Source organism: Bradyrhizobium sp. U531, from assembly GCF_051710265.1.
Taxonomy (GTDB): domain Bacteria; phylum Pseudomonadota; class Alphaproteobacteria; order Rhizobiales; family Xanthobacteraceae; genus Bradyrhizobium.
Genome location: NZ_JASVEN010000005.1, coordinates 294,479 through 313,945, shown reverse-complemented (window position 1 = coordinate 313,945; position 19,467 = coordinate 294,479). Strand labels below are relative to the sequence as shown.

Below are 19,467 nucleotides of genomic sequence, written 5' to 3'. Positions count from 1 at the left end.
CGGCGTGCAATCCGTCCAGATGTGGGGCCATGATTGATCCGTCCGCCGCATCGCCCGGCCCTTTGCCGACGATTCCGCCGCTCGTCGCATTTGCCATGCGTCCCCTGCCTCTGCTGCCGTTGCAGCTCGTTCTCGGCGGTGTGCTGCAGCGGATCTACCGGCGCAATCCTGCAATATTCGACCGGCTCGGACCTCACGCGCGCGCGCGGTTCGGCATCAGGCCGACCGATCTGCCCTTTGCCTTCGTGGTCGAGGCGAAGCCGCCGCGCCTGTCCGTCGTGCGCGACCTGCCGCCGGATGTGGATGCGCGGATCTCGGCCTCGTTTGCCAATCTGTTGGCTCTGCTCGAAGGCAGGGTCGATGGCGATGCCTTGATGTTCTCGCGCGAGCTCGTCATCGAGGGCGATGTCGAGGCGGTGCTGGCGCTGCGCAATGCGATCGACGACGCCCAGCTCGATCTCGCGGCCGAGGCATCCTCGCTGTTCGGCCCGCTGGGCGCACCGGCGCGGCGCATCTTCGAGGCCGCCCGGGGGCGCGTGATCGGCTCAACAGGACAAGGCGAGCAGCCGAGATGATGGAATTGATCTGTCCCGCCGGCACACCGGCGGCGCTCAGAAGCGCGATCGATGCCGGTGCCGATGCGATCTATTGCGGTTTCAACGACGAAACCAATGCGCGCAATTTTCCGGGACTGAATTTCAGCCGCGACGAGATGCGCAAGAGCATCGCGCTGGCGCATGAGCGCGGCGCGAGAGTGCTCGTGGCCATCAACACCTTCCCGCGCGCCTCCGCCGTGGACATCTGGCATCGCGCGGTGGACGATGCGGTGAGTGCCGGCGCCGATGCGCTGATCCTCGCCGACATTGGCTTGATGGACTACACCGCGCGGCGCCATCCGAACCAGCGTCTGCACGTCTCGGTTCAGGCCGCGGCCGCAAATCCCGATGCCATCGCCTTCTACGCCGAAACCTTCGGCGCCAAGCGCGTCGTGCTGCCGCGCGTCCTCAGCGTGCCCGAGATCGCCGAGATCACCCGGGAGTCGGCCTGCGAGACCGAAGTCTTCGTGTTCGGCGGCCTCTGCGTGATGGCCGAGGGACGCTGCTCGCTGTCGTCCTATGCGACCGGCAAATCGCCGAACATGCAGGGTGTCTGCTCGCCTCCGAGCCACGTGACCTACGAGCAGACCGCCGAGGGAACGAAGTCCAGTCTCGGCGGCTTTGCCATCAATCGGTTCGGAGTGAGCGAGCCTGCGGGCTATCCGACGCTGTGCAAGGGCCGCTTCTCGACCGCGCAGGGCGCCGGCTACATCTTCGAGGATCCCGTCAGCCTGGATGCCACGGCTCTGCTCAAAGGCATGCGCGATGCCGGCGTGACCGCGCTCAAGATCGAGGGCCGCCAGCGCGGCCGTGCCTATGTCGAAAGCGTGGTGCGCCATTTCCGCCATGCGCTCGCAGCGCTCGAGAGCGGCAGCGCGGCCGACATCGCGAGCCTGAAGCCGTTCACCGAAGGGCAGGCCTCCACGGTCGGCGCCTATCGCAAGACCTGGCGCTAGTCTTTTTCAGTATGTGAGGTCCAGCGATGCAACTCAGCCTCGGTCCAGTTCTGTACAATTGGGCGCCGAAACGCTGGCGCGACTTCTATTTCCGTATCGCCGACGAAGCGCCGGTCGACGTCGTTTCCGTCGGCGAGATCGTCTGCTCGAAACGCTCGCCGTTCTTCGCGGATCACATCCCGGCCGTGGTCGAACGGCTGCAGAGCGCAGGCAAAGAGGTGCTGCTGGGCTCGCTCATCCTGGTCTCGCTGCGGCGTGAGCGCCGCCAGACCGCAGAGCTTGCTGCGGTCGAAGGCGCGATGGTCGAGGTGAATGATCTGACCTGTCTCCGGGCGCTCGCAGGCCGGCCGCACGCCATCGGGCCTTTCGTCAACATCTACAACGAAGCGAGCGCGGCCTTCCACGCCGCGCATGGGGCGAAGCGAATCTGCCTGCCGCCGGAATTGCCGCTGGCCTCGGTCGCGGCAATCGCAAAGGCTGTACCCGATGTCACGACTGAGGTGTTCGCGTTCGGCAGGGTGCCGCTGGCCATCTCGGCCCGCTGCTATCACGCGCGCCTTCGCAAGCTCGCCAAGGACAATTGCCGCTTCGTCTGCGAGAAGGATCCGGATGGTCTGCTCCTGAACACGCTGGAGCAGCAGGACTTCCTCACCATCAACGGCGTGCAGACCCTGTCGCACACCTGCGCCAATCTGCTGGGGGAGGCCGGCATCCTGCGCGAGAGCAAGGTCGGCTCGCTGCGCCTGTCGCCGCAGGACTGCGACATGGTCGAAATCGCAAAAATCTTTCGCGACGTGCTGGACGGTCGCGACGATGTCGATGGCGGCAATCGCCGCCTCGCGGCGACCTATCCCGGCGCGCCGTTCTCGAACGGGTTCTTGTGGGCCGAGCCGGGTCATATCTATCGCCAGGCGAGATCGGGAGACGGCCTGGGCGTTCAGCCGCACAGCGGCGCTGTCTAGCGCGATAGGCATGGCAGCCCGTGGGCCGGGCCGCCATGCCTTGCGCCAAGCCTATCTTACGATCAGGCGGCGTTCGATGCTTTGGCGTTGACGCCCTTGCGCAGCGCCACCGTGTTCAGCTTGGTATTGGCCGCCTTCTCCTCGTTCAGATTAGTCGTGAGGAAGCGTACGATGTCGTCGTGGCCGAGCTGCTCGGCCCAGGCGATCAGCGTGCCGTAGCGCGCCATTTCGTAGTGCTCCACGGCCTGCGCATTGGCGACGATCGCGGCGTCCAGCACGGCTTTGTCCTCGATCTCGCCGGCGGTCGCATTGGCTTCCTTGATGAGGCCGTCGATGGCCGGGCATTGCGTGCCGCTGGGCTCCTTGCCGAGCTTGGCGAACACCTTGCCGAGCCGCTCGACCTGCTTGTTGGTCTCGTCCAGATGGGCGTTGAGGCCGGCGGCGAGGTCCCTGTTGGTCGCTTTCTCGATCATGTCGGGCAGCGCCTTCAGGATCTGCTGCTCCGCGTAGTAGATGTCCTGCAGCCCGTGCAGCAGCAGGTCTTCCATTGTCTTGATGTCCTTGGTGAAGAATCCCATAAAAGACGCCTCCTTTTCACAATGATGGCTCTGGAACGCTCGACGTCGGCAGCTGTTCCATTCCGTGTCGAGACCAGGAGAGTCGTATGAACGATGGTGTGGATCATCTTGCGGGGCTGCTCGGCCGCGCCGCGATGGACGTGTGGGGCGACATGCCTCGCGACATCCAGGAGGCGCTGTTCGAGGCTGCCATGAAGGGACGCGGGACCGAGCGCGAGGAGCTCGCGCGCCTGCTGCACCAGCGGCATCCGCGCACGCTTCATCCGGCCCGGCCGGGATGAGGCGGAAAAGAGGAACGATCCCGCGATCTCATGATTGGTAAACTGGACGACGTGCCGCCGAATGACTCGCATGAAGTTCGGCAGCCGCCTCGCTCAACCGTTGATCATAGCTGAGAGCCGATCGCCGTGACTGGGATGAACATCGGAAAATGGTATGACCCGATCTCGGAGCAGTGGATCGTTCCGCGGGCATCGCGCGCCATCGCCGGCTACGGTCAGACCAGTGCCGAGAAGGTGCCGCAGAGATACGAGAGAGGCGAGGCGCAGCGGATCTGGGATCTGCTGGTGGATTGCTGCGCCGGCGAGTGATGCCGCGCACATTGGCGGGCGCGGTCCGCGCCTCCATCGAAGCGCACATCGTCACAGCGTGATCACATAGGCCGCAAAGGCGATGATGATCGCTGGGCTCACGTCTACGGCATCAATGAAATGGCCTTCGCTCCCGGCGATACGGCCGCCCTGCGGGGCAGCCCAGCGTTTCCGTCAAGGCTGATCTCGACGACGTCCAGGCCTGATCGGTATAGTACCACCCCGATTGCAGGCCGCCGCCGGAACAAGGATCAGACGATGGACGATACGATTGGCTTCCCCGACCCCGGTCTGGACCTTTCCGACGGTTTCAAGCCGCACACCTCGCATTGGGGCGTGTTTTCGGCGCGCCAGGGTGCGACCGGCCTCGAGGTCCGGGCCTATGCGGGCGATCCCGATCCCAGTGGCATCATCGACAATTTCCCCGGCGCGCTCCGTCACCAGGCGCGCATCGCCCAGCCGGCGATTCGCCGCGGCTGGCTGGAGCGCGGACCCGGCCCCGACGACCGCCGGGGGCGCGACGAGTTCATCCCCGTGAGCTGGGAGCAGGCCCTCGACCTGCTCGGCGACGAGCTCGGCCGCATCCGCGACACGCGCGGCCCCGGCGCCGTGTTCGGCGGCTCCTATGGCTGGTCGAGCGCGGGCCGTTTCCATCACGCCCAGAGCCAGGTGCATCGCTTCCTCAACATCGCGCTGGGCGGCTATGTGCGCTCGGTCAACTCCTACTCGTCCGGCGCATCTTCGGTGCTGCTGCCGCAGATCCTGGCCGGCTATGAGGACATCACCAAGCGCAACGTCACCTGGGAGCAGATCGCCGAAACCACCGAGATCGTGCTGGCCTTCGGCGGCATGGCGCTGAAGAACTCCATGGTGGCCGGCGGCTCCATCAGCAAGCATGTCGAGCGCGGCGCCATGGATGCTGCGCGCAAGCGCGACTGCGAATTCATCCTGGTCAGCCCGCTGCGCGAGGATCTGCCGGTCGAAGCCGGCGCGGAATGGATGACCTGCACGCCCGGCACCGACACCGCCTTGATGCTCGGCATCGTCCATACGCTGGTCAGCGAAGGTCTGCACGACCAGGCCTTCCTCGATCGCTACACCGAAGGCTGGCCCGTCTTCCTGCGCTATCTCATGGGCGAGAGCGACGGACAGCCCAAGCATGCCGAATGGGCCGCCGCGATCTCCGGCGTCGATGCGAACGCCATCCGCAAGCTGGCGCGCCGCGTCGCCGGCAAGCGCGCGCTCATCACCGTCTCGCATTCGCTGCAGCGCGCCGAGCATGGCGAGCAGCCGGTGTGGATGGGCATGGTGCTGGCGGCAGCCCTCGGCCAGATCGGTCTTGCCGGCGGCGGCTACGCCTATTCGCTGGGTGCGATCGGCTATTACGGCCGCCGCGTCAACGACGTGCCGGGGCCGACTCTGGGGCAGGGCCGCAACGGCGTGCGCGACTACATCCCGGTCGCGCGCATCGCCGACATGCTGCTCAATCCCGGCACCAGCTATCGCTACAATGGCGAGACGCGCACCTATCCGGACATTCGTCTCGTCTATTGGGCCGGCGGCAATCCGTTCCACCATCACCAGGACATCAACCGCCTGCGCAAGGCGTTTGCGAAAGCTGACACCTTCGTCGTGCACGAGCTCGCCTGGACCGCAACGGCGCGCCACGCCGACATCGTGCTGCCCGCCACGATGACGCTGGAGCGCGAGGACATCGGCTATTCCACCAACGATCCCCTGATGGTCGCCATGCATCAGGTCGCCGAGCCGTTCGGTCTTGCGCGCGACGACTACGACATCTTTGCCGATCTGGCCGAGCGTCTCGGCGCGCGCGAACCCTTCACGGAGGGACGCACGTCGCGGCAATGGCTGGAGCATCTCTACGAGCCGACCCGCGCCTCGCTGGCGAAGCGCGGTCTGGAGGCGCCGAGCTTCGAGGAATTCTGGGCGCGCGGCAGCCTGGTCGTGCCGCAGCAGCCCGATGACGGCGGCCGTCTGCGCCGCTTCCGCGACGATCCCGTCAACCACGCTCTGCCGACGCCGAGCGGCCGCATCGAGATCTTCTCGGCGAAGATCGCGGCCCACGGCGATGCCGATTGCCCGGGCCATCCGGTCTGGCTGGAGAAGTCCGACATGCCCAAGCCCGGCGCGCCGTGCTTCCTCGTCGCCAACCAGCCGGTGACGCGCCTGCACAGCCAGCTCGATTTCGGCGGGCATTCGCTGGCAGCGAAACATCGCGGCCGCGAAGTCGCCCGCATGAACCCGGTCGACGCGGATTCGCGCGGCATCAAGGACGGCGACATCATCCGCCTGTTCAACGCGCGCGGTGCCTGCCTTGCCGCGGTTCACGTCACCGACGGCATCGCCGCCGGCGTGGTGCAGCTTCCGACCGGGGCCTGGTACGATCCGATGGACCCCGAGGACGAGGCGCCGCTCTGCGTGCACGGCAATCCCAACGTGCTCACCCGCGACCTCGGCACCTCGTCGCTGGCGCAGGGCTGCACCGGTCAGCTGACCACGGTCGAGGTGGAGAAGTTCACCGGCAACCTGCCGCCGATCCGCGCATTCGATCCGGCGTAAGGCACAGCAGCGCCGGCGATCCAGGTCCTCTCCAGCGACGGGCGACGCTGCGGCAACTCGGCCGCGGGCGGCTCGCCCTTGCTGGCGAGGCGCCAGCGCGCCGGAGACTCGCCGCTGATGCGTTTGAAGACGGTCGAAAAATGCGCCTGCGTGCTGAAGCCGACGGCCAGCGCGATCTCCGCCAGGGGCCGCTCGGTGGTCGCGAGCAGCCGCTTGGCATGCTCGGTCCGGTGATGGAGCAGATATTCGCGCGGGCGGTAGCCGGTCGCGGTGCGGAACTGGGCTGCGAAATGCATCCTGGAGAGGCCCGCGACATTGGCGAGTTCGGACAGGCTGATGCGGCGGCCGAAATGATCGGCGATGTAGTGCTCGACGCGCCGCAGCCGCCATTTCGGCAAGGCGTTGACCCTGACGCGCGGCGGCTCCGCCGCAGCGTCTTGGCTGTCCCGGTCGATCACCGGCACGAGGCGAAGAATCCTGAGATCCCGCGCGCCGGCCGGGCCTTCGGCATGCGCCGCCTGCAGATTATTCGACATGCTCGTTCCTTCCTGGCTTTGCTGCTGTTTGCGACGCCCGGCCTCGCGCAAACCAACGCCTTCCATGCTCGAAGCATAGACGTGAGCCGGCCAGGACTCCCGTTAGGGGTGATGAGGATCTGTTAGATTTTGTGCGGCGCGTGCGACAGCCCGCCGCAGGAGTGTCGATCGAATCCTGCAAATTCGATTCAACGTCGACTTTCGCAAGACGTCACTCGAACACGGCGTCGAAAATCTCGACGTCCATCAGCACGGGCTTGGCGATCACGGTTCCATCCGCCTGCACGGTCTGAATGCGCCGAAGCGTCGGCACCACGATCCCGCCGAAACTGTCATGCGCCCAGGAGGCGTGCGCGACCTTCATGCCGAACAGCTCGTGATCCGTGCGCCGCTGCAGGCCGCTCTGGTCGAAATAGAAGATCTGCTCCGAGGCGAGCGTGATCAATTGGTCGGGGAATTGCGCCCGCAGCCGGCGCCAGATCTCGGCGCCCTCCTGATGGGGCGACAGCTCCTCGGTCACGACCTCGGGGTGTGCGAGCAGAAATGGAATCGTCAGGCAACTCCAGATCGCGACACCGCAGAAGAAGACGAGCTGCAATTCGTCCGCAAGCTCGGGCTGGCCAATGTCGGCAAAGGCGGGGCCGGGATTGCTCCAGCTCTGCAGGACCTCGCCATCCAGCTTCTCGATGGTGATCGCGTCGGGGTGAAAGGAGCCGGAGCGTTCGCCTCCGGTGATGCCGGTGAAGCGGAGTGATTGCGTCCGGGTCGAGCCCTCCGCGGTCACGTCCTTGAATTCCCGGGCGTGTCCGGCGTTGGCGAACAGCGTTCCGCCGATGGACAAATGGAGCGTGAACCGGCTCAGGCTGTTCCAGCGCGCCATTCCGCCGCTGGCATCGATCACATCGTCAAGTAGCGCCATGTCCCGCCATGTCCACCATGCATGCCGCCACCATGGCGGGGCGCAGGCGGCTTGGCGTGTTAGAATTTGTTAGGATTTGCGAGCCGGGCACATGGCGGTATCTCGTTGAAGATGCTTCCAATTCAGGGCAGGGCAAGGACCATGTGCAGACCCGGAAGGCTCGATGAAGCGGGCGTGCTCGACGCAAAATTGATCGCGCTGCCGGCCGTGCACGTTGCCGATCCCCGCGGGATCGGGAACACTGGGGTCCTCTAGGCTTTGACGGCGAACGGACATCAATGCCTGAAGGGAATGCCAGGCTCCCGCCCTGTGATGGCAAGCGTCAAGGGCAGGCAAGCGGGCCGCGTGATCAATCGGGAGCCAACATATGACGACGGAGCGCGCAGTTTTGGCCGGAGGCTGCTTCTGGGGCATGCAGGACCTGATCCGCAAGCAACCGGGCGTGATCTCCACGCGGGTCGGGTACACCGGCGGCAAGGTGAAGAACGCGACCTATCGCAACCACGAGGGCCATGCCGAGGCGATCGAGATCATGTTCGACCCGGCGAAGACCAGCTTTCGGACCATGCTGGAGTTCTTCTTCCAGATTCACGATCCCACCACGCTCAACCGCCAGGGCAATGATCTCGGCACCAGCTATCGCTCGGCGATCTTCTATACGAGCGACGAGCAGAAGAAGACCGCCGAAGACACCATCGCCGACGTCGAGGCCTCACGCCTGTGGCCGGGCAAGGTGGTGACCGAGCTGGCGCCCGCGGCCGAGTTCTGGGAGGCCGAGCCCGAGCACCAGGACTATCTCGAGCGTTATCCGGACGGCTACACCTGCCACTTCATCCGGCCCGACTGGAAGCTGCCACGCCGCGCGGCGGCCGTGGGAGGCTAGATCCGGTCGTACCGGCCATCAGGCGCGCGCTTGCATCATCAGTTCGCGGGCCATGCGCATGTCGGCGATATCAGGGCCCTCGGCAAACGCGCCGCAGGCCTTGTCGAGCGCGGCGCGGGCTTCCGCGCCTCTGCCTGCGCCGAGCATGACTCGTGCGAGGCTGGTCGTGCAGCGCAGCTCCCAGATGCGCGCGCCCTGCTGGACGGCAATGTCGACCGCCTCGTGAAAGCGCGTCTCGGCGTCTGCAGAATGCCGCGGGCTTTTGAGCATCAATTCCCCCTTGATGCGGATCAGCTCGGGCAGATACCAGAGCTCCTGCCGGTCGTTGCAACGGGCCAGGACATCCTCGATCACGTCGAGGCCGCGGTCGATCTGTCCAGCCTCCAGCAAGCATGCGGCGAGCTCGCCGAGCAGGGGAAGGAAGCGCGGCAGGAAGCGCGCATCGCCGGCGCGATTGAGCTCTTCGCGCAGCAGTGGCAGGCCCGTCGCGATGTCGCCGCGCCGCGCCACGACGGCGGCGTTGAAGGCCCGCGCCCACAGGCCCCACAGCCGGATGGCGTGGCGCTCGGCATGTTCGAGCAGCTCGGTGCCGTGGCGCTCGGCGGCTTCGAAATCGCCGGCCCAGAATGCGATCGGGCAGGCGGCCTGCCCCAGCACGCTGCAAAATGTCAGCGCATGGCCGTTGGCACGGCCTTCCTCGATGTTGTTGGCAGCGAGCGCGCGAGCCTGATCGGAAAATCCCTGGAGCCACAGGATGCGGGCGCGGAAATATTGCGTCGATATCCTGAGATCGAGCGGGAAGATCTTCGGCTTCTCCACCAGCACATGCAGCGAAGCGTTCACCCGGTCGATCCGTTGCCGCGCCTCGTTCTGGTCGCCGAGATAATGCAGCGCGACGGCCGTCAGGCGGTCGCCCAGCATCAGATCGGTGTGGTCGGATGAACTCGCCGCCGCGCTCGCAAAGCGGTCGGCGAGCGCACGGGCCTTGCCGAACTGCCCGTTGTTGAACTGGTCGATGCACAGGCCCCACAGCGCACGCAGCCGGAAATCCTTGTCGTCGAGCTTGTCGGCCAGCGCGAGGGTGGTCTCGAGGATCGGGCGTGCCTCGCGTGCGCGGCCTTCGCCATACATCAGCGACCAGCCGAGCGCCGACATCAGCTGCATGCGGATGCGGTCGTCGCCGCCGTCCCCGAGCGCCGCCAGGGCCGTCTTGCAGCGCTCGCGGCATTCGGCGAACAGCGAAAGCCGCACCCACAGCGTGACCGCGGTCGCCGTCAGCGCGATGCCGAGGCCCGCGTCGCCTTCGCCCGCGAAGGCCCAATCCAGCGCGGCGCGCACATTGTCCAGCTCCCCGGCATAGACGTTCAGCCAGTCTGGCAGCGGCGTCGCGCCGTCGGCGCCCGCGCGCTCGAAGAAGTCGCGAAAATGCTCGGCATGGCGCTGCGCGAACTGCCTGACTTCGCCGAGCTCGTTCAGCTTGCCGAGCGCGTAGGTGCGCGTGGTGTCGAGCAGGCGATAGCGCAGCGTCGGCGAGCCGGATGGCGAGATCAGCGATTTGGCGACCAGGCTGTCGATCGCCTCCAGCGTCTCCGCGGCGCTGAGGCCGTCGCCGGATGCGACCGCGGCGGCCGCCTCCGGTGCGAAGGGGCCGGCGAACACCGACAATCGCCGCAATGTCGCGCTTTCCGCCGGGGGCAGCAGGTCGTAACTCCAGTCGAGGGCGGCAGCGAGTGTCTGGTGGCGCGGCACGGCCGTGCGTCGTCCCCGCCATTGCAGCGAGAAGCGGTTGTCGAGCAGGGAGGCTGTGCCGGCGATGCCATACGCATTGACACGCCCCGCCGCGAGCTCGATGGCGAGCGCAATGCCGTCGAGACGCCGGCAGATGCTCGCGACGAGCGGCGCGTCTTCGGCGCTGAGCTGGAACGGCCCGGAGCTCTGCGCGATACGTTCGACGAAGAGCTGCGCGGCGGGATAGGCGAGCACCTCGGCGACTTCGAGGCCCTCGCGCTCGGGCGGGCAATCCAGCGGGAAGAGGCGGAAGATCCGCTCGCCTTCGCTCCGGAACGATTCGCGGCTGGTCGCGAGAACGCGCAGCTGCGGCGCTTCGCGAACGATGTGCTCGACCAGCGGAGCCAGCGTGTCCAGCACGTGCTCGCACCCGTCGAAGATCAGCAGGGCCGGTCCGGTCTTCAGGAATGTCAGGATGGCCGGCGTCGGATCCTCCGAGCTGACGGTCAGTCCGAGGACGGAGGCGATGGTGGTCGTGACATGGCCGGCATCGCGCAACGGGCCGAAATCGACGAAATAGACGCGCCCGCCGAAATCCGCCGAGCGGCGATGCCCGACCGTGACGGCGACGACGGTCTTGCCGATGCCGCCGGGGCCGACGACGGTCGTGAAGCGATGGAGCGTCACGCCGTTCGAGATCTTCTCGATCATCTCCTCGCGGCCGATCATCTTCGCGAGCGGAGCCGGCAGCGAGCGAGGAAGGGTGATTTCGGCCGGGGCCGGCGCAACCGGCGAGCTGGCCTGGGTGGACGAAGCGACGAAGCAATAGCCTCGGCCCGGCACGTTGAGGACATAGCGGGCGGACTTGCCGGTGTCGCCGAGCACCTTGCGCAACGCTGCGACATGGAAGCGCAGGCTACCCTCGTCGACATTCACGTCGGCCCAGATGCGCTTGACCAGCTCTCTCTTGTCGATGACCTCCCCGGGACGCTCGGCCAGCAGGATGAGGATATCAAGCGCGCGGCCGCCGACATGCAGCGGCTCTCCCTCCTTCTCAAGAAGCCGGGACTTTGGAAACAGCCGAAAGGGTCCGAATGAAACGACTGGGTCTTGTTGATTATCAGCTGGCACGTGCCATTGCCCCCGCAACGGGAGTCAAAAGGTATCTTGTTGTGGTCTAGCAGAACGAGGCGTCCAGTAAACTGGCCGAAAGCAGCATGGCTGACAGACCTGCGCGGATGGCTGGGGTCAGCCTCGGGCTGCCTGAATCATGCTTAAAACGGAAGGGGTTAGGCCGCTCTCGTTCGTTGCGCATCCGCCGTGACGATGCGCGCCGACAGCGTGACGAGGCCCATCAGCGCAGCCAGCAGCCAGAATGCCATCGGCAATCCGCCAAGACGTGCAACGAAGCCGACGCCGGCGGGGCCGACCAGGATCCCGGCATAGCCGGCGGTGGTGATCGCCGCGACCGCGAGCCCCGTCGGCATCACCGTTTGCCGAGCCGCCCGGCGGAAGAGCACCGGCACGAGGTTGGACGCGCCGAGCCCGATCAGCAGGAATCCGGCGATGGCGACCGCCGCCACGGGCGCCATGAGCAGCACCACGAAACCTGTGATTGCGATGAGGCTGCCCCAGAGCAATGTCGCGCGGTCGCCGATGCGCGCCACCACCGCGTCGCCGCCGAGCCGCCCGATCGTCATCGCGATCGAGAACACGATGTAGCCGATGCCGCCCTGTGCTTCGGTGACGAGGCCTGCGCCGATCACGAGCAGCGCGCCCCAATCGAGCATCGCGCCCTCGACCAGGAAGGTGATGGCGCCGAGCAATGCGAGCAGCAGCACCGAGCCGTGCGGCACTACGAACAGCGGGCCGTCCTGCACCTGCACGGAGCGTAGCAGGCGCGGCGAGGTCACGACCATCGCGATCAGCATCAGGATCGAGCAGATCAGCGTGCAGGCGAGCGGGCCGAATTGCAGCGACAGCAGCGCCGTCATCAGCGCGGATCCGGCGAAGCCGCCGATACTGAACAGCGCGTGGAAGCCGGACATCAGCGGGATTCCCGCCGCGCGCTCGACCTCGACGGCGTGGATGTTCATGGCAACGTCGATCGAGCCGAGCGCGGCGCCGAATGCGAAGAGCACCAGCGCCAGCGTCGCGGGGGTGCTTGCGACCGCGAGCAGCGGCAGGACCAGCGCCAGGCCGAACCCGCCGGCAATGATGATCGGCCTGCTGCCATAGCGCGCACTGATGATCCCGGTCGCCAGCATCGCGACGACCGAGCCGATGCCGAGGCTGAGCAGCAGCAGTCCGAGCACGCCATCGTCGACGCCGAGCCGCGCCTTCGCGAACGGCACCAACGGCGCCCAGCACGCGATGCCGAAGCCAGCGACGAGGAAGGCAAGCCGCGTCGCAAGACGTGTTGCGGGCCGGTCGGCAGAAGACATGGGAACTCCGGAAGACGCAGAGGCAGGACAATCGACAAGCCCGACGATTGTCGCGACTTTATGTCTGCGGCGCGCATGACATGTCGCGGCTGCAGAGGGCTCCGGTCGGTGTGCATTCGATCGTTGGAACCTGCGGATCGGCCGGTTGTAGCCCGGATGAGCGGAGCGATATCCGGGGCCTTTGTGCCTGTCGCACTAAATCCCGGGTATCGCTTCGCTCACCCGGGCTACGGACCCGGCCTGTGGTCGCGCTCCGTCAACCGGCTGCCTTAAAAATATTCCACTTTACCGAAATTCGGTTTCGGCGTATCACTCGCCAATCCCGGGCTCACCAGGAGGGGCGATCTCGAGGTCGTCTTGATCGCGAGCCGGGCTTGCGGTGGACGCGGCAGCGTCGGCACGAGATGGGGCGGGCAGGGCGGGGTGTCCCTGTGAGCCCGAACCCGCGTGCAGACGAGCGACGCTGACGCGTACGGCAAAACCGTGTGGTCCTGACCGTCGTTGCCACGGTCAAGCCGTTCGAAGATGTGCGCGAGCCCGACCGGGTGGACGGCATCATTCAATTCGAACGGTGAGGGAGGCCAAAGGAAAGTTCGGCTCCCGGGAGATCACGGCATAAGCCGTCCGACCACCGCGCAGGGAAGGCCGAGTGATCGGCACCACCTGTATGCTGCTGTGCGGTTCTCTCTGCGTGTGCATTTCGCGCAGCGGACCGCGGGTGCGTAGTCGGCACCCGGTCTTCCCTGCGCCCTCCTGGATTTGGGGGCGATGAGATCAAGCAAAGCTCGGGCGAACAAGCCGCGAGAATGCGAAGCCATATCTATCACCCACATTCGGTGTCATCGCCCGGCTTGACCGGGCGATCCAGTATTCCAGAGGCCGCAGTGATTGAACCGAGAAGCCACGGCGTACTGGATTCCCCGCCTTCGCGGGGAATGACAGCGTTACCGGGGGAAGCACCCCGTCATCTCACCCACCGTCATTGCGAGGAGCGAAGCGACGAAGCAATCCAGAATCCCTCCGCGGAAAGACTCTGGATTGCTTCGCTGCGCTCGCAATGACGTGGAGAGAGCCTGTGCTCACACCCACCGCTCCCGTGCCCCGGACGCAGCGCAGCGCCCCCGGCGATGCGCAGCATCGTCCGGTGCGGTGCGCTGCAGAGCCGGGGCCCATCTCTCCGCGACCTTCCGTGCCGCGCTGGGTCCCGGCTCTGCGCCACAACGCTTGCGCGTTGCGGCTTGTCCGGGACACGCGGGCCCACCCCACCAGCCTTGCACGAAATTCAACGAGCAGAAACAATCCAGAAATCCCAAAGCCACATCGTCGCCACAGCATTCCCGTTTCAGAGCATGAGAAGTGCTGCTCGAGGTGTGGAATGTCGTTTTTGCGAACCTGGCTGATCGCTGTGGCGATGAGTGCCGTATCGATTGCAGGTTCGCTTCCGCTGGCACTGCTGCCGCAGCCGGCGGCAGCGCAGGCGATGGAGATGATCGTCGTCGAAGGCAATCGCCGGGTGGAGGCCGAGACGGTCCGGTCCTATTTCAGGCCAGGTCCCGGCGGGCGGCTCGATCAAGGCGCGATCGATGACGGCCTCAAGGCGCTGATCGCGACAGGTCTGTTTCAGGACGTGAAGATCAACCGCTCCGGCGGCCGCGTCGTGGTGTCGGTGGTCGAGAATGCCGTCATCGGCCGTATCGCCTTCGAGGGCAACAAGAAGATCAAGGACGAGCAGCTCTCGGCGGAGATCCAGTCCAAGGCGCGCGGGACGTTCTCGCGCGCGCTGGTGCAATCCGACACGCTCCGCATCGCGGAGATCTACCGGCGCTCCGGCCGCTACGACGTCCGCGTTACCCCTGAGATCATCGAGCAGCCGAACAACCGCGTCGACCTCATCTTCACGGTGGAGGAGGGCGCCAAGACTGGCGTCAAGTCGATCGAGTTCGTCGGCAACAATGCGTTCTCGTCCTACCGTCTCAGGGACGTCATCAAGACCCGCGAATCGAACCTGCTGAGCTTCCTCGCCAGCGGCGACATCTACGATCCCGATCGCGTCGAGGCCGATCGCGACCTGATCCGCCGCTTCTATCTCAAGAACGGTTTCGCCGACGTCCAGGTCGTTGCCGCGCTCACCGAATACGATCCGGAGAAGAAGGGCTTTCTGGTCACCTTCAAGATCGAGGAAGGCGCGCAATATCGCGTCGGCTCCGTCGAATTCCGCTCCAGCATTGCCAATTTCGATACGGGCACGCTTCGTACCTATTCGCGTGTCAGTGCCGGCTCGCTCTACAACGTCGAATCGGTCGAGAAGTCGACCGAGGAGATGCAGATCGAGGCTTCGCGTCGTGGCTATACCTTCGCCGTGGTTCGTCCCGGCGGCGATCGCAATTTCGAGGCGCACACCGTTTCGATCGTGTTCAACATCGACGAAGGCCCGCGAACCTATATCGAGCGCATCACCCTGCGCGGCAACACCCGTACGCGCGACTACGTGATCCGGCGCGAATTCGACCTCGCGGAAGGCGATGCCTACAACCGCGCGCTGGTCGACCGCGCCGAGCGGCGGCTGAAGAACCTCGACTACTTCAAGAGCGTGAAGATCACGACCGAGCCGGGCTCCTCCAGCGACCGCGTCATCCTGGTCGTCGAGATGGAGGAGAAATCGACCGGCGACTTCTCGATCTCCGGCGGCTACTCCACCACCGACGGAGCGCTGGCCGAAGTCTCGATCTCCGAGCGCAATCTGCTCGGCAAGGGACTCTACGCCAAGGCGTCGGTCAGCTACGGCCAATATTCACGCGGCATATCGCTGTCCTTCGTCGAGCCTTACCTGCTCGACTATCGCATGGCGCTCGGCTTCGACACCTATTGGCGCCAGCAATTGTCGAACAGCTATACGAGCTACGGCGTGACGACGCTGGGCTTCTCCCCGCGCATCGGTCTTGCCCTGCGGGAAGACCTCTCGCTCCAGCTCCGCTATTCGCTGTATCAGCAGAGCATCACGCTCGCCAGCGCCTACAACAATTGCAACAACAACGCGTCCAATACCTCGCTGGCCTTCAATCCGACGCCGTCCTACATCCAGAACGTCCTCGGCGGTGTCGACCCGACCAATTCCACGAGTTCGGGCGTCTATGGCTATGGCTGCTACGGCGACGGCGAGTCGAGCCTGCCGGTGCGCAAGGAATTGGCCAACGGCGCGACCTGGACCTCGGCGCTGGGCTACACGCTGAGCTACAACACGCTCGACAACACCAAGAACCCGACGGACGGATTGCTGGTCGACTTCAAGCAGGACTTTGCCGGCGTCGGCGGCGATGTCACCTACCTGAAGACCGCGATGGACGCCAAATACTACACGCCGCTCGTCTCCGACATCATCAGCGTGATCCATCTCCAGGGCGGCGTGCTCAGCAAGCTCGGCAACCAGGATCTGCGCATGCTGGATCACTTCCAGATGGGCCCGAACCTGGTGCGCGGCTTCGCCTCGAACGGGATCGGTCCGCGCGACATCACCTACTACAATTACGGCTCCAACGGCGACGCGCTCGGCGGCACCAAATATTGGGGCGCGTCGATGGAGCTGCAGATGCCGTTCTGGTTCCTGCCCAAGGAAGTCGGGTTGAAGGGCGCGGTCTACGCCGATGCCGGCTCGCTCTGGGGCTATCAGGGGCCGACCTCATGGTCGGCCACGGGCGAGGTCAACACCAAGGCCTGCCCGACCTGCGGATTGCAATATGACGACGGCAACACGGTGCGATCGTCGGTCGGCGTCGGCCTGATCTGGGCCTCGCCGTTCGGGCCGCTGCGCTTTGACTACGCCGTGCCGATCACGAAGGGCAAATACGACGTCGTCCAGGAGTTCAGGTTTGGCGGAGGAACGTCGTTCTAACCCCCGAGGATGCGACGGCACGCATCGACGTACACCTCCGCGCCGGTGACGATATCGGCGTCGGCGGTGTTCTCGGTCCAGTGATGGCTGATGCCGCCGATCGACGGCACGAACAGCATGCCGGCCGGCATCACGGTCGCCAGCATCTGCGCATCGTGGCCGGCGCCGCTGGGCATGCGGAGGGAGCGTCCATCCGCAAGCACCTTGCTCGCCGCTTCGATCGCGTTCTGAATGCCCGCGTTCATCATGGCAGGCGCGCCGGTGCGGATCTTCTCGACGGTGACGGTGCAAGGCCCCTTCGCGTTCGCCTCGGTCGCCAAGGTCCGCAGCAGTTCCTCGAGCCGCGCGATCACGGCCGGGTTGTCGTCGCGGATCTGGAACAGCATCTCGGCGCCGCCGGGGATGATGCTCGGCGCGCCCGGATCGAGGGTGATGCGGCCGGTGGTCCAGACCGTGCGGGGGCCGCAGGCCTCCGGGAAACGTTCGTCGATGGCGACACAGAATTTGGCGAGCGCCAGCCCGGCATCCTTGCGCACCGCCATGCGCGTGGTGCCGGCGTGATTCTGCTCACCCGTGAAATTGATGCGGTATTGCCAGATGCCGACGATGGAGGTGACGACGCCGATCGCGAGCTTGCCGCTTTCGAGCGTGTCGCCCTGCTCGATATGCGCCTCAAGATATCCGACGTGGCGGCCCGGCTCGACGCCGATGCGCGGGCGGCCGGCGAGCCCCATCTCAGCGAGAGCATCGCGCATGGTGCGGCCGCTGGTGCGGTCGCGCGCGGCGTCGATCTCGGCTTCGGTCACCTGACCGACATAGGAGCGCGAGCCGAGGAAGCTGCCGAAATGACCCTCTTCGTCGCACCACGCTGCGACTTCGACCGCGCCCTTGAGCGAGGGATCGGCATTGAGCACGCGCGCGGCCTCGAGCGCGTAGACCACGCCGAGCGGACCGTCGAGCCAGCCGGCATAGTTCTGGCTCTCGAGGTGCGAGCCCGCCAGCAGCTTCGGTCCGGCCTTGGTGCTCGTGCCGAACACGTTGCCGATTCCGTCAATTGCGGCGGCGAGGCCGGCGTCGGGCAGCTTCCGCACCAGCCAGTCCAGCGATTGCTTGTGCGGCTCGGAAAAGGTCGGCTTGTGCACGCCGGTCTTGTAGGTGCCGATGGCGCGCAACGCGTTGAGATCGGCGAGGACGCGGACGCCGTCGGCGCGCGGCTTGGTGTCAGGCATGTTCGGCAACCTTCAGCGCCTCGGTGCGGATTTCCTCGACCAGCCGTTCCTTGAGCTGGACGAATTCCGGCGTGGTCTTGATCTTGTAGGAACGCGGATGCGGCAGGTCCACGGTAATCTCGGCCTTGATGCGGCCGGGGCGCGCGCTCATGACGATGACACGGCTGCCGAGGAAGATCGCTTCCTCGATGTCGTGGGTGACGAACAGCACGGTCTTCTGGTCGCGCTCCCAGATGCCGAGCAGCATCTCCTGCATCAGGGCGCGGGTCTGGTTGTCGAGCGCACCGAACGGCTCGTCGAGCAGCAGGATTTTTGGATCGTTGGCAAGCGCGCGGGCGATCGCCGTGCGCTGCTGCATGCCGCCGGAGAGCTGCTTGGGCCAGTGGTTTTCGAATCCGGCAAGTCCAACCTGGCGGATGAAGGCGTCGGCGACCTTGTTGCGCTCCGCCTCGGACACGCCGCGTTCGCGCAGGCCGAAGGCGATATTCTCGCGCACGGTGAGCCAGGGGAACAGCGTGTAGGACTGGAACACCATGCCGCGATCGGCGCCGGGGCCGGTGACCTCGCGCCCGTCGAGCGTGACGCGGCCGCTGGTCGGACGATCGAGGCCGGCGACGATGCGGAGCAGCGTGGACTTGCCGCAGCCGGAGGGGCCGAGGATGGTGACGAAGTCGTTGTTGCCGATGACGAGGTCGGTCGGCTCCAGCGCCCTGGTCGGCGCGTTGCCATGGCGCGCGGGGAAGGTGCGCGAGACCTGCTCGACCCTGAGGATCGTCATGCGAGCCTCCAGGGAAACAGCCAGGCGTTGAACGCCTTAAACAGGAAGTCCGAGAGCAAGCCGATCAGCCCGATCACGATGATGCCGAAGATGATCTGGCCGGTGTTGAGCAGCGCCTGGCTGTCGGTGATCATGTGACCGATGCCGGAGGACGAGCCGATCAGCTCGGCGACGATGACATAGGTCCAGGCCCAGCCCAGCACCAGCCGCAGGATCTCGGCGATTTCGGGTGCGGAGGAGGGCAGCAGCACGCGGCGGATGATGCCGCGGTCGCCAGCGCCCAGCGTATAGGCCGCCTCGACCAGATCGCGGCGCGTGGCGCCGACGGTGACGGCGATCATCAGAATGATCTGGAATACGGAGCCGATGAAGATGACGAGCAGCTTCTGCAATTCGCCGATGCCGGCCCACAGGATCAGAAGCGGAATGAAGGCGGAGGCGGGCAGATAGCGCGCAAAGGACACGAAGGGTTCGAGGAAGGCTTCGACAGGCTTGTAGGCGCCCATCAGCAGCCCGAGTGGCACCGCGATGATTGCGGCGAGCACGAAGCCGCCGATGACGCGCCAGATCGTCATGCCGATGTCGTATGCAAAACCTTGCTTCGCCAGCAGGTCATAACCTTCCTGCACCATGGTCAGCGGGTTGGCGAGGAACACTTTGGACACATGGCCGCCGAAGGTCGCCCACGACCACAGGGCAACGAACACGACGAAGAACGCGAGGCCGTAAGCAACACGCTGCTTCGATGTAACAGGGTCAAGGGGACGCATCGACGGTCTATCCGGGCAGTGAACGAATT

The 19,467-nt window shown here is 65.7% G+C and carries 15 protein-coding genes and 1 pseudogene; 8 read left to right on the top strand and 8 right to left on the bottom strand.

Annotated elements, in window-relative coordinates; all coding sequences use genetic code 11:
- Positions 1 to 29 precede the first annotated feature (29 nt).
- From ubiT to ubiV, 3 genes are read left to right on the top strand one after another with little or no spacing between them, the layout of a single operon-like run.
- Positions 30 to 575 carry a ubiquinone anaerobic biosynthesis accessory factor UbiT gene (gene ubiT / locus QRQ56_RS24030; RefSeq protein WP_438743449.1) on the top strand — a complete coding sequence of 182 codons (546 nt, stop codon included), beginning with the start codon at positions 30 to 32 and terminating at the stop codon, positions 573 to 575.
- Entirely contained in the window at positions 575 to 1,552 is a 978-nt protein-coding gene (ubiU, locus tag QRQ56_RS24025; RefSeq protein WP_438743736.1) for a ubiquinone anaerobic biosynthesis protein UbiU, read from the top strand. The genes ubiT and ubiU overlap by 1 nt, the downstream gene beginning before the upstream one ends.
- Positions 1,553 to 1,578: 26 nt before the next feature.
- Complete coding sequence (gene ubiV / locus QRQ56_RS24020) at positions 1,579 to 2,514, top strand: ubiquinone anaerobic biosynthesis protein UbiV (protein ID WP_438743447.1); 936 nt, start codon at positions 1,579 to 1,581, stop codon at positions 2,512 to 2,514.
- 62 nt (positions 2,515 to 2,576) lie between these two features.
- On the opposite strand, the gene QRQ56_RS24015 is transcribed toward ubiV, so the two are convergent.
- Complete coding sequence (locus QRQ56_RS24015) at positions 2,577 to 3,092, bottom strand: YciE/YciF ferroxidase family protein (RefSeq protein WP_438743445.1); 516 nt, start codon at positions 3,090 to 3,092, stop codon at positions 2,577 to 2,579.
- Between the two features lie 86 nt (positions 3,093 to 3,178).
- On the opposite strand from QRQ56_RS24015, the gene QRQ56_RS24010 reads away from it, so the two are divergent.
- The 3 genes from QRQ56_RS24010 to QRQ56_RS24000 all read left to right on the top strand — a co-directional run bounded on the left by QRQ56_RS24010 (position 3,179) and on the right by QRQ56_RS24000 (position 6,262).
- Positions 3,179 to 3,373: a hypothetical protein gene (locus tag QRQ56_RS24010; protein WP_438743443.1), complete on the top strand. Its 195-nt coding sequence runs from the start codon at positions 3,179 to 3,181 to the stop codon at positions 3,371 to 3,373.
- 126 nt (positions 3,374 to 3,499) lie between these two features.
- Positions 3,500 to 3,682 (top strand): hypothetical protein, encoded by a 183-nt coding sequence (locus QRQ56_RS24005; protein WP_438743757.1) that lies wholly within the window; start codon positions 3,500 to 3,502, stop codon positions 3,680 to 3,682.
- Between the two features lie 258 nt (positions 3,683 to 3,940).
- Positions 3,941 to 6,262 carry a molybdopterin guanine dinucleotide-containing S/N-oxide reductase gene (locus QRQ56_RS24000; RefSeq protein WP_438743442.1) on the top strand — a complete coding sequence of 774 codons (2,322 nt, stop codon included), beginning with the start codon at positions 3,941 to 3,943 and terminating at the stop codon, positions 6,260 to 6,262.
- Here QRQ56_RS24000 and QRQ56_RS23995 read toward each other — a convergent pair.
- Positions 6,190 to 6,696 (bottom strand): annotated as a pseudogene (locus QRQ56_RS23995) (helix-turn-helix domain-containing protein); the annotation flags it as partial. The gene QRQ56_RS24000 and the pseudogene QRQ56_RS23995 sit on opposite strands and share 73 nt — an antisense overlap.
- Before the next feature lie 313 nt (positions 6,697 to 7,009).
- Positions 7,010 to 7,717: a hypothetical protein gene (locus QRQ56_RS23990; RefSeq protein WP_438743440.1), complete on the bottom strand. Its 708-nt coding sequence runs from the start codon at positions 7,715 to 7,717 to the stop codon at positions 7,010 to 7,012.
- A gap of 367 nt (positions 7,718 to 8,084) precedes the next feature.
- Here QRQ56_RS23990 and msrA point away from each other — a divergent pair, with 367 nt between their 5' ends.
- Positions 8,085 to 8,600, top strand: coding sequence for a peptide-methionine (S)-S-oxide reductase MsrA (gene msrA, locus QRQ56_RS23985; protein ID WP_438743438.1), 516 nt, complete (start codon positions 8,085 to 8,087; stop codon positions 8,598 to 8,600).
- Positions 8,601 to 8,618: 18 nt separating this feature from the next.
- Here the strand turns inward: msrA and QRQ56_RS23980 are convergent, their stop codons facing one another.
- Positions 8,619 to 11,459, bottom strand: coding sequence for an ATP-binding protein (locus QRQ56_RS23980; RefSeq protein WP_438743437.1), 2,841 nt, complete (start codon positions 11,457 to 11,459; stop codon positions 8,619 to 8,621).
- A gap of 158 nt (positions 11,460 to 11,617) precedes the next feature.
- Positions 11,618 to 12,772, bottom strand: a complete 1,155-nt coding sequence (locus QRQ56_RS23975) for an MFS transporter (protein ID WP_438743435.1) — start codon at positions 12,770 to 12,772, stop codon at positions 11,618 to 11,620.
- A 1,375-nt stretch (positions 12,773 to 14,147) separates the two neighbouring features.
- On the opposite strand from QRQ56_RS23975, the gene bamA reads away from it, so the two are divergent.
- Entirely contained in the window at positions 14,148 to 16,661 is a 2,514-nt protein-coding gene (bamA, locus tag QRQ56_RS23970) for an outer membrane protein assembly factor BamA (RefSeq protein ID WP_438743434.1), read from the top strand.
- On the opposite strand, the gene QRQ56_RS23965 is transcribed toward bamA, so the two are convergent.
- From QRQ56_RS23965 to QRQ56_RS23955, 3 genes are read right to left on the bottom strand one after another with little or no spacing between them, the layout of a single operon-like run.
- Complete coding sequence (locus QRQ56_RS23965; RefSeq protein WP_438743433.1) at positions 16,658 to 17,890, bottom strand: Zn-dependent hydrolase; 1,233 nt, start codon at positions 17,888 to 17,890, stop codon at positions 16,658 to 16,660. The two genes, bamA and QRQ56_RS23965, sit on opposite strands and share 4 nt — an antisense overlap.
- A complete protein-coding gene (locus tag QRQ56_RS23960) occupies positions 17,883 to 18,668 on the bottom strand; it encodes an ABC transporter ATP-binding protein (RefSeq protein WP_438743432.1) in 786 nt (261 codons plus the stop codon). Before QRQ56_RS23960 ends, QRQ56_RS23965 begins: the two co-directional genes overlap by 8 nt.
- Positions 18,665 to 19,438: an ABC transporter permease gene (locus tag QRQ56_RS23955; RefSeq protein ID WP_438743431.1), complete on the bottom strand. Its 774-nt coding sequence runs from the start codon at positions 19,436 to 19,438 to the stop codon at positions 18,665 to 18,667. The genes QRQ56_RS23960 and QRQ56_RS23955 overlap by 4 nt, the downstream gene beginning before the upstream one ends.
- Positions 19,439 to 19,467: the final 29 nt, after the last annotated feature.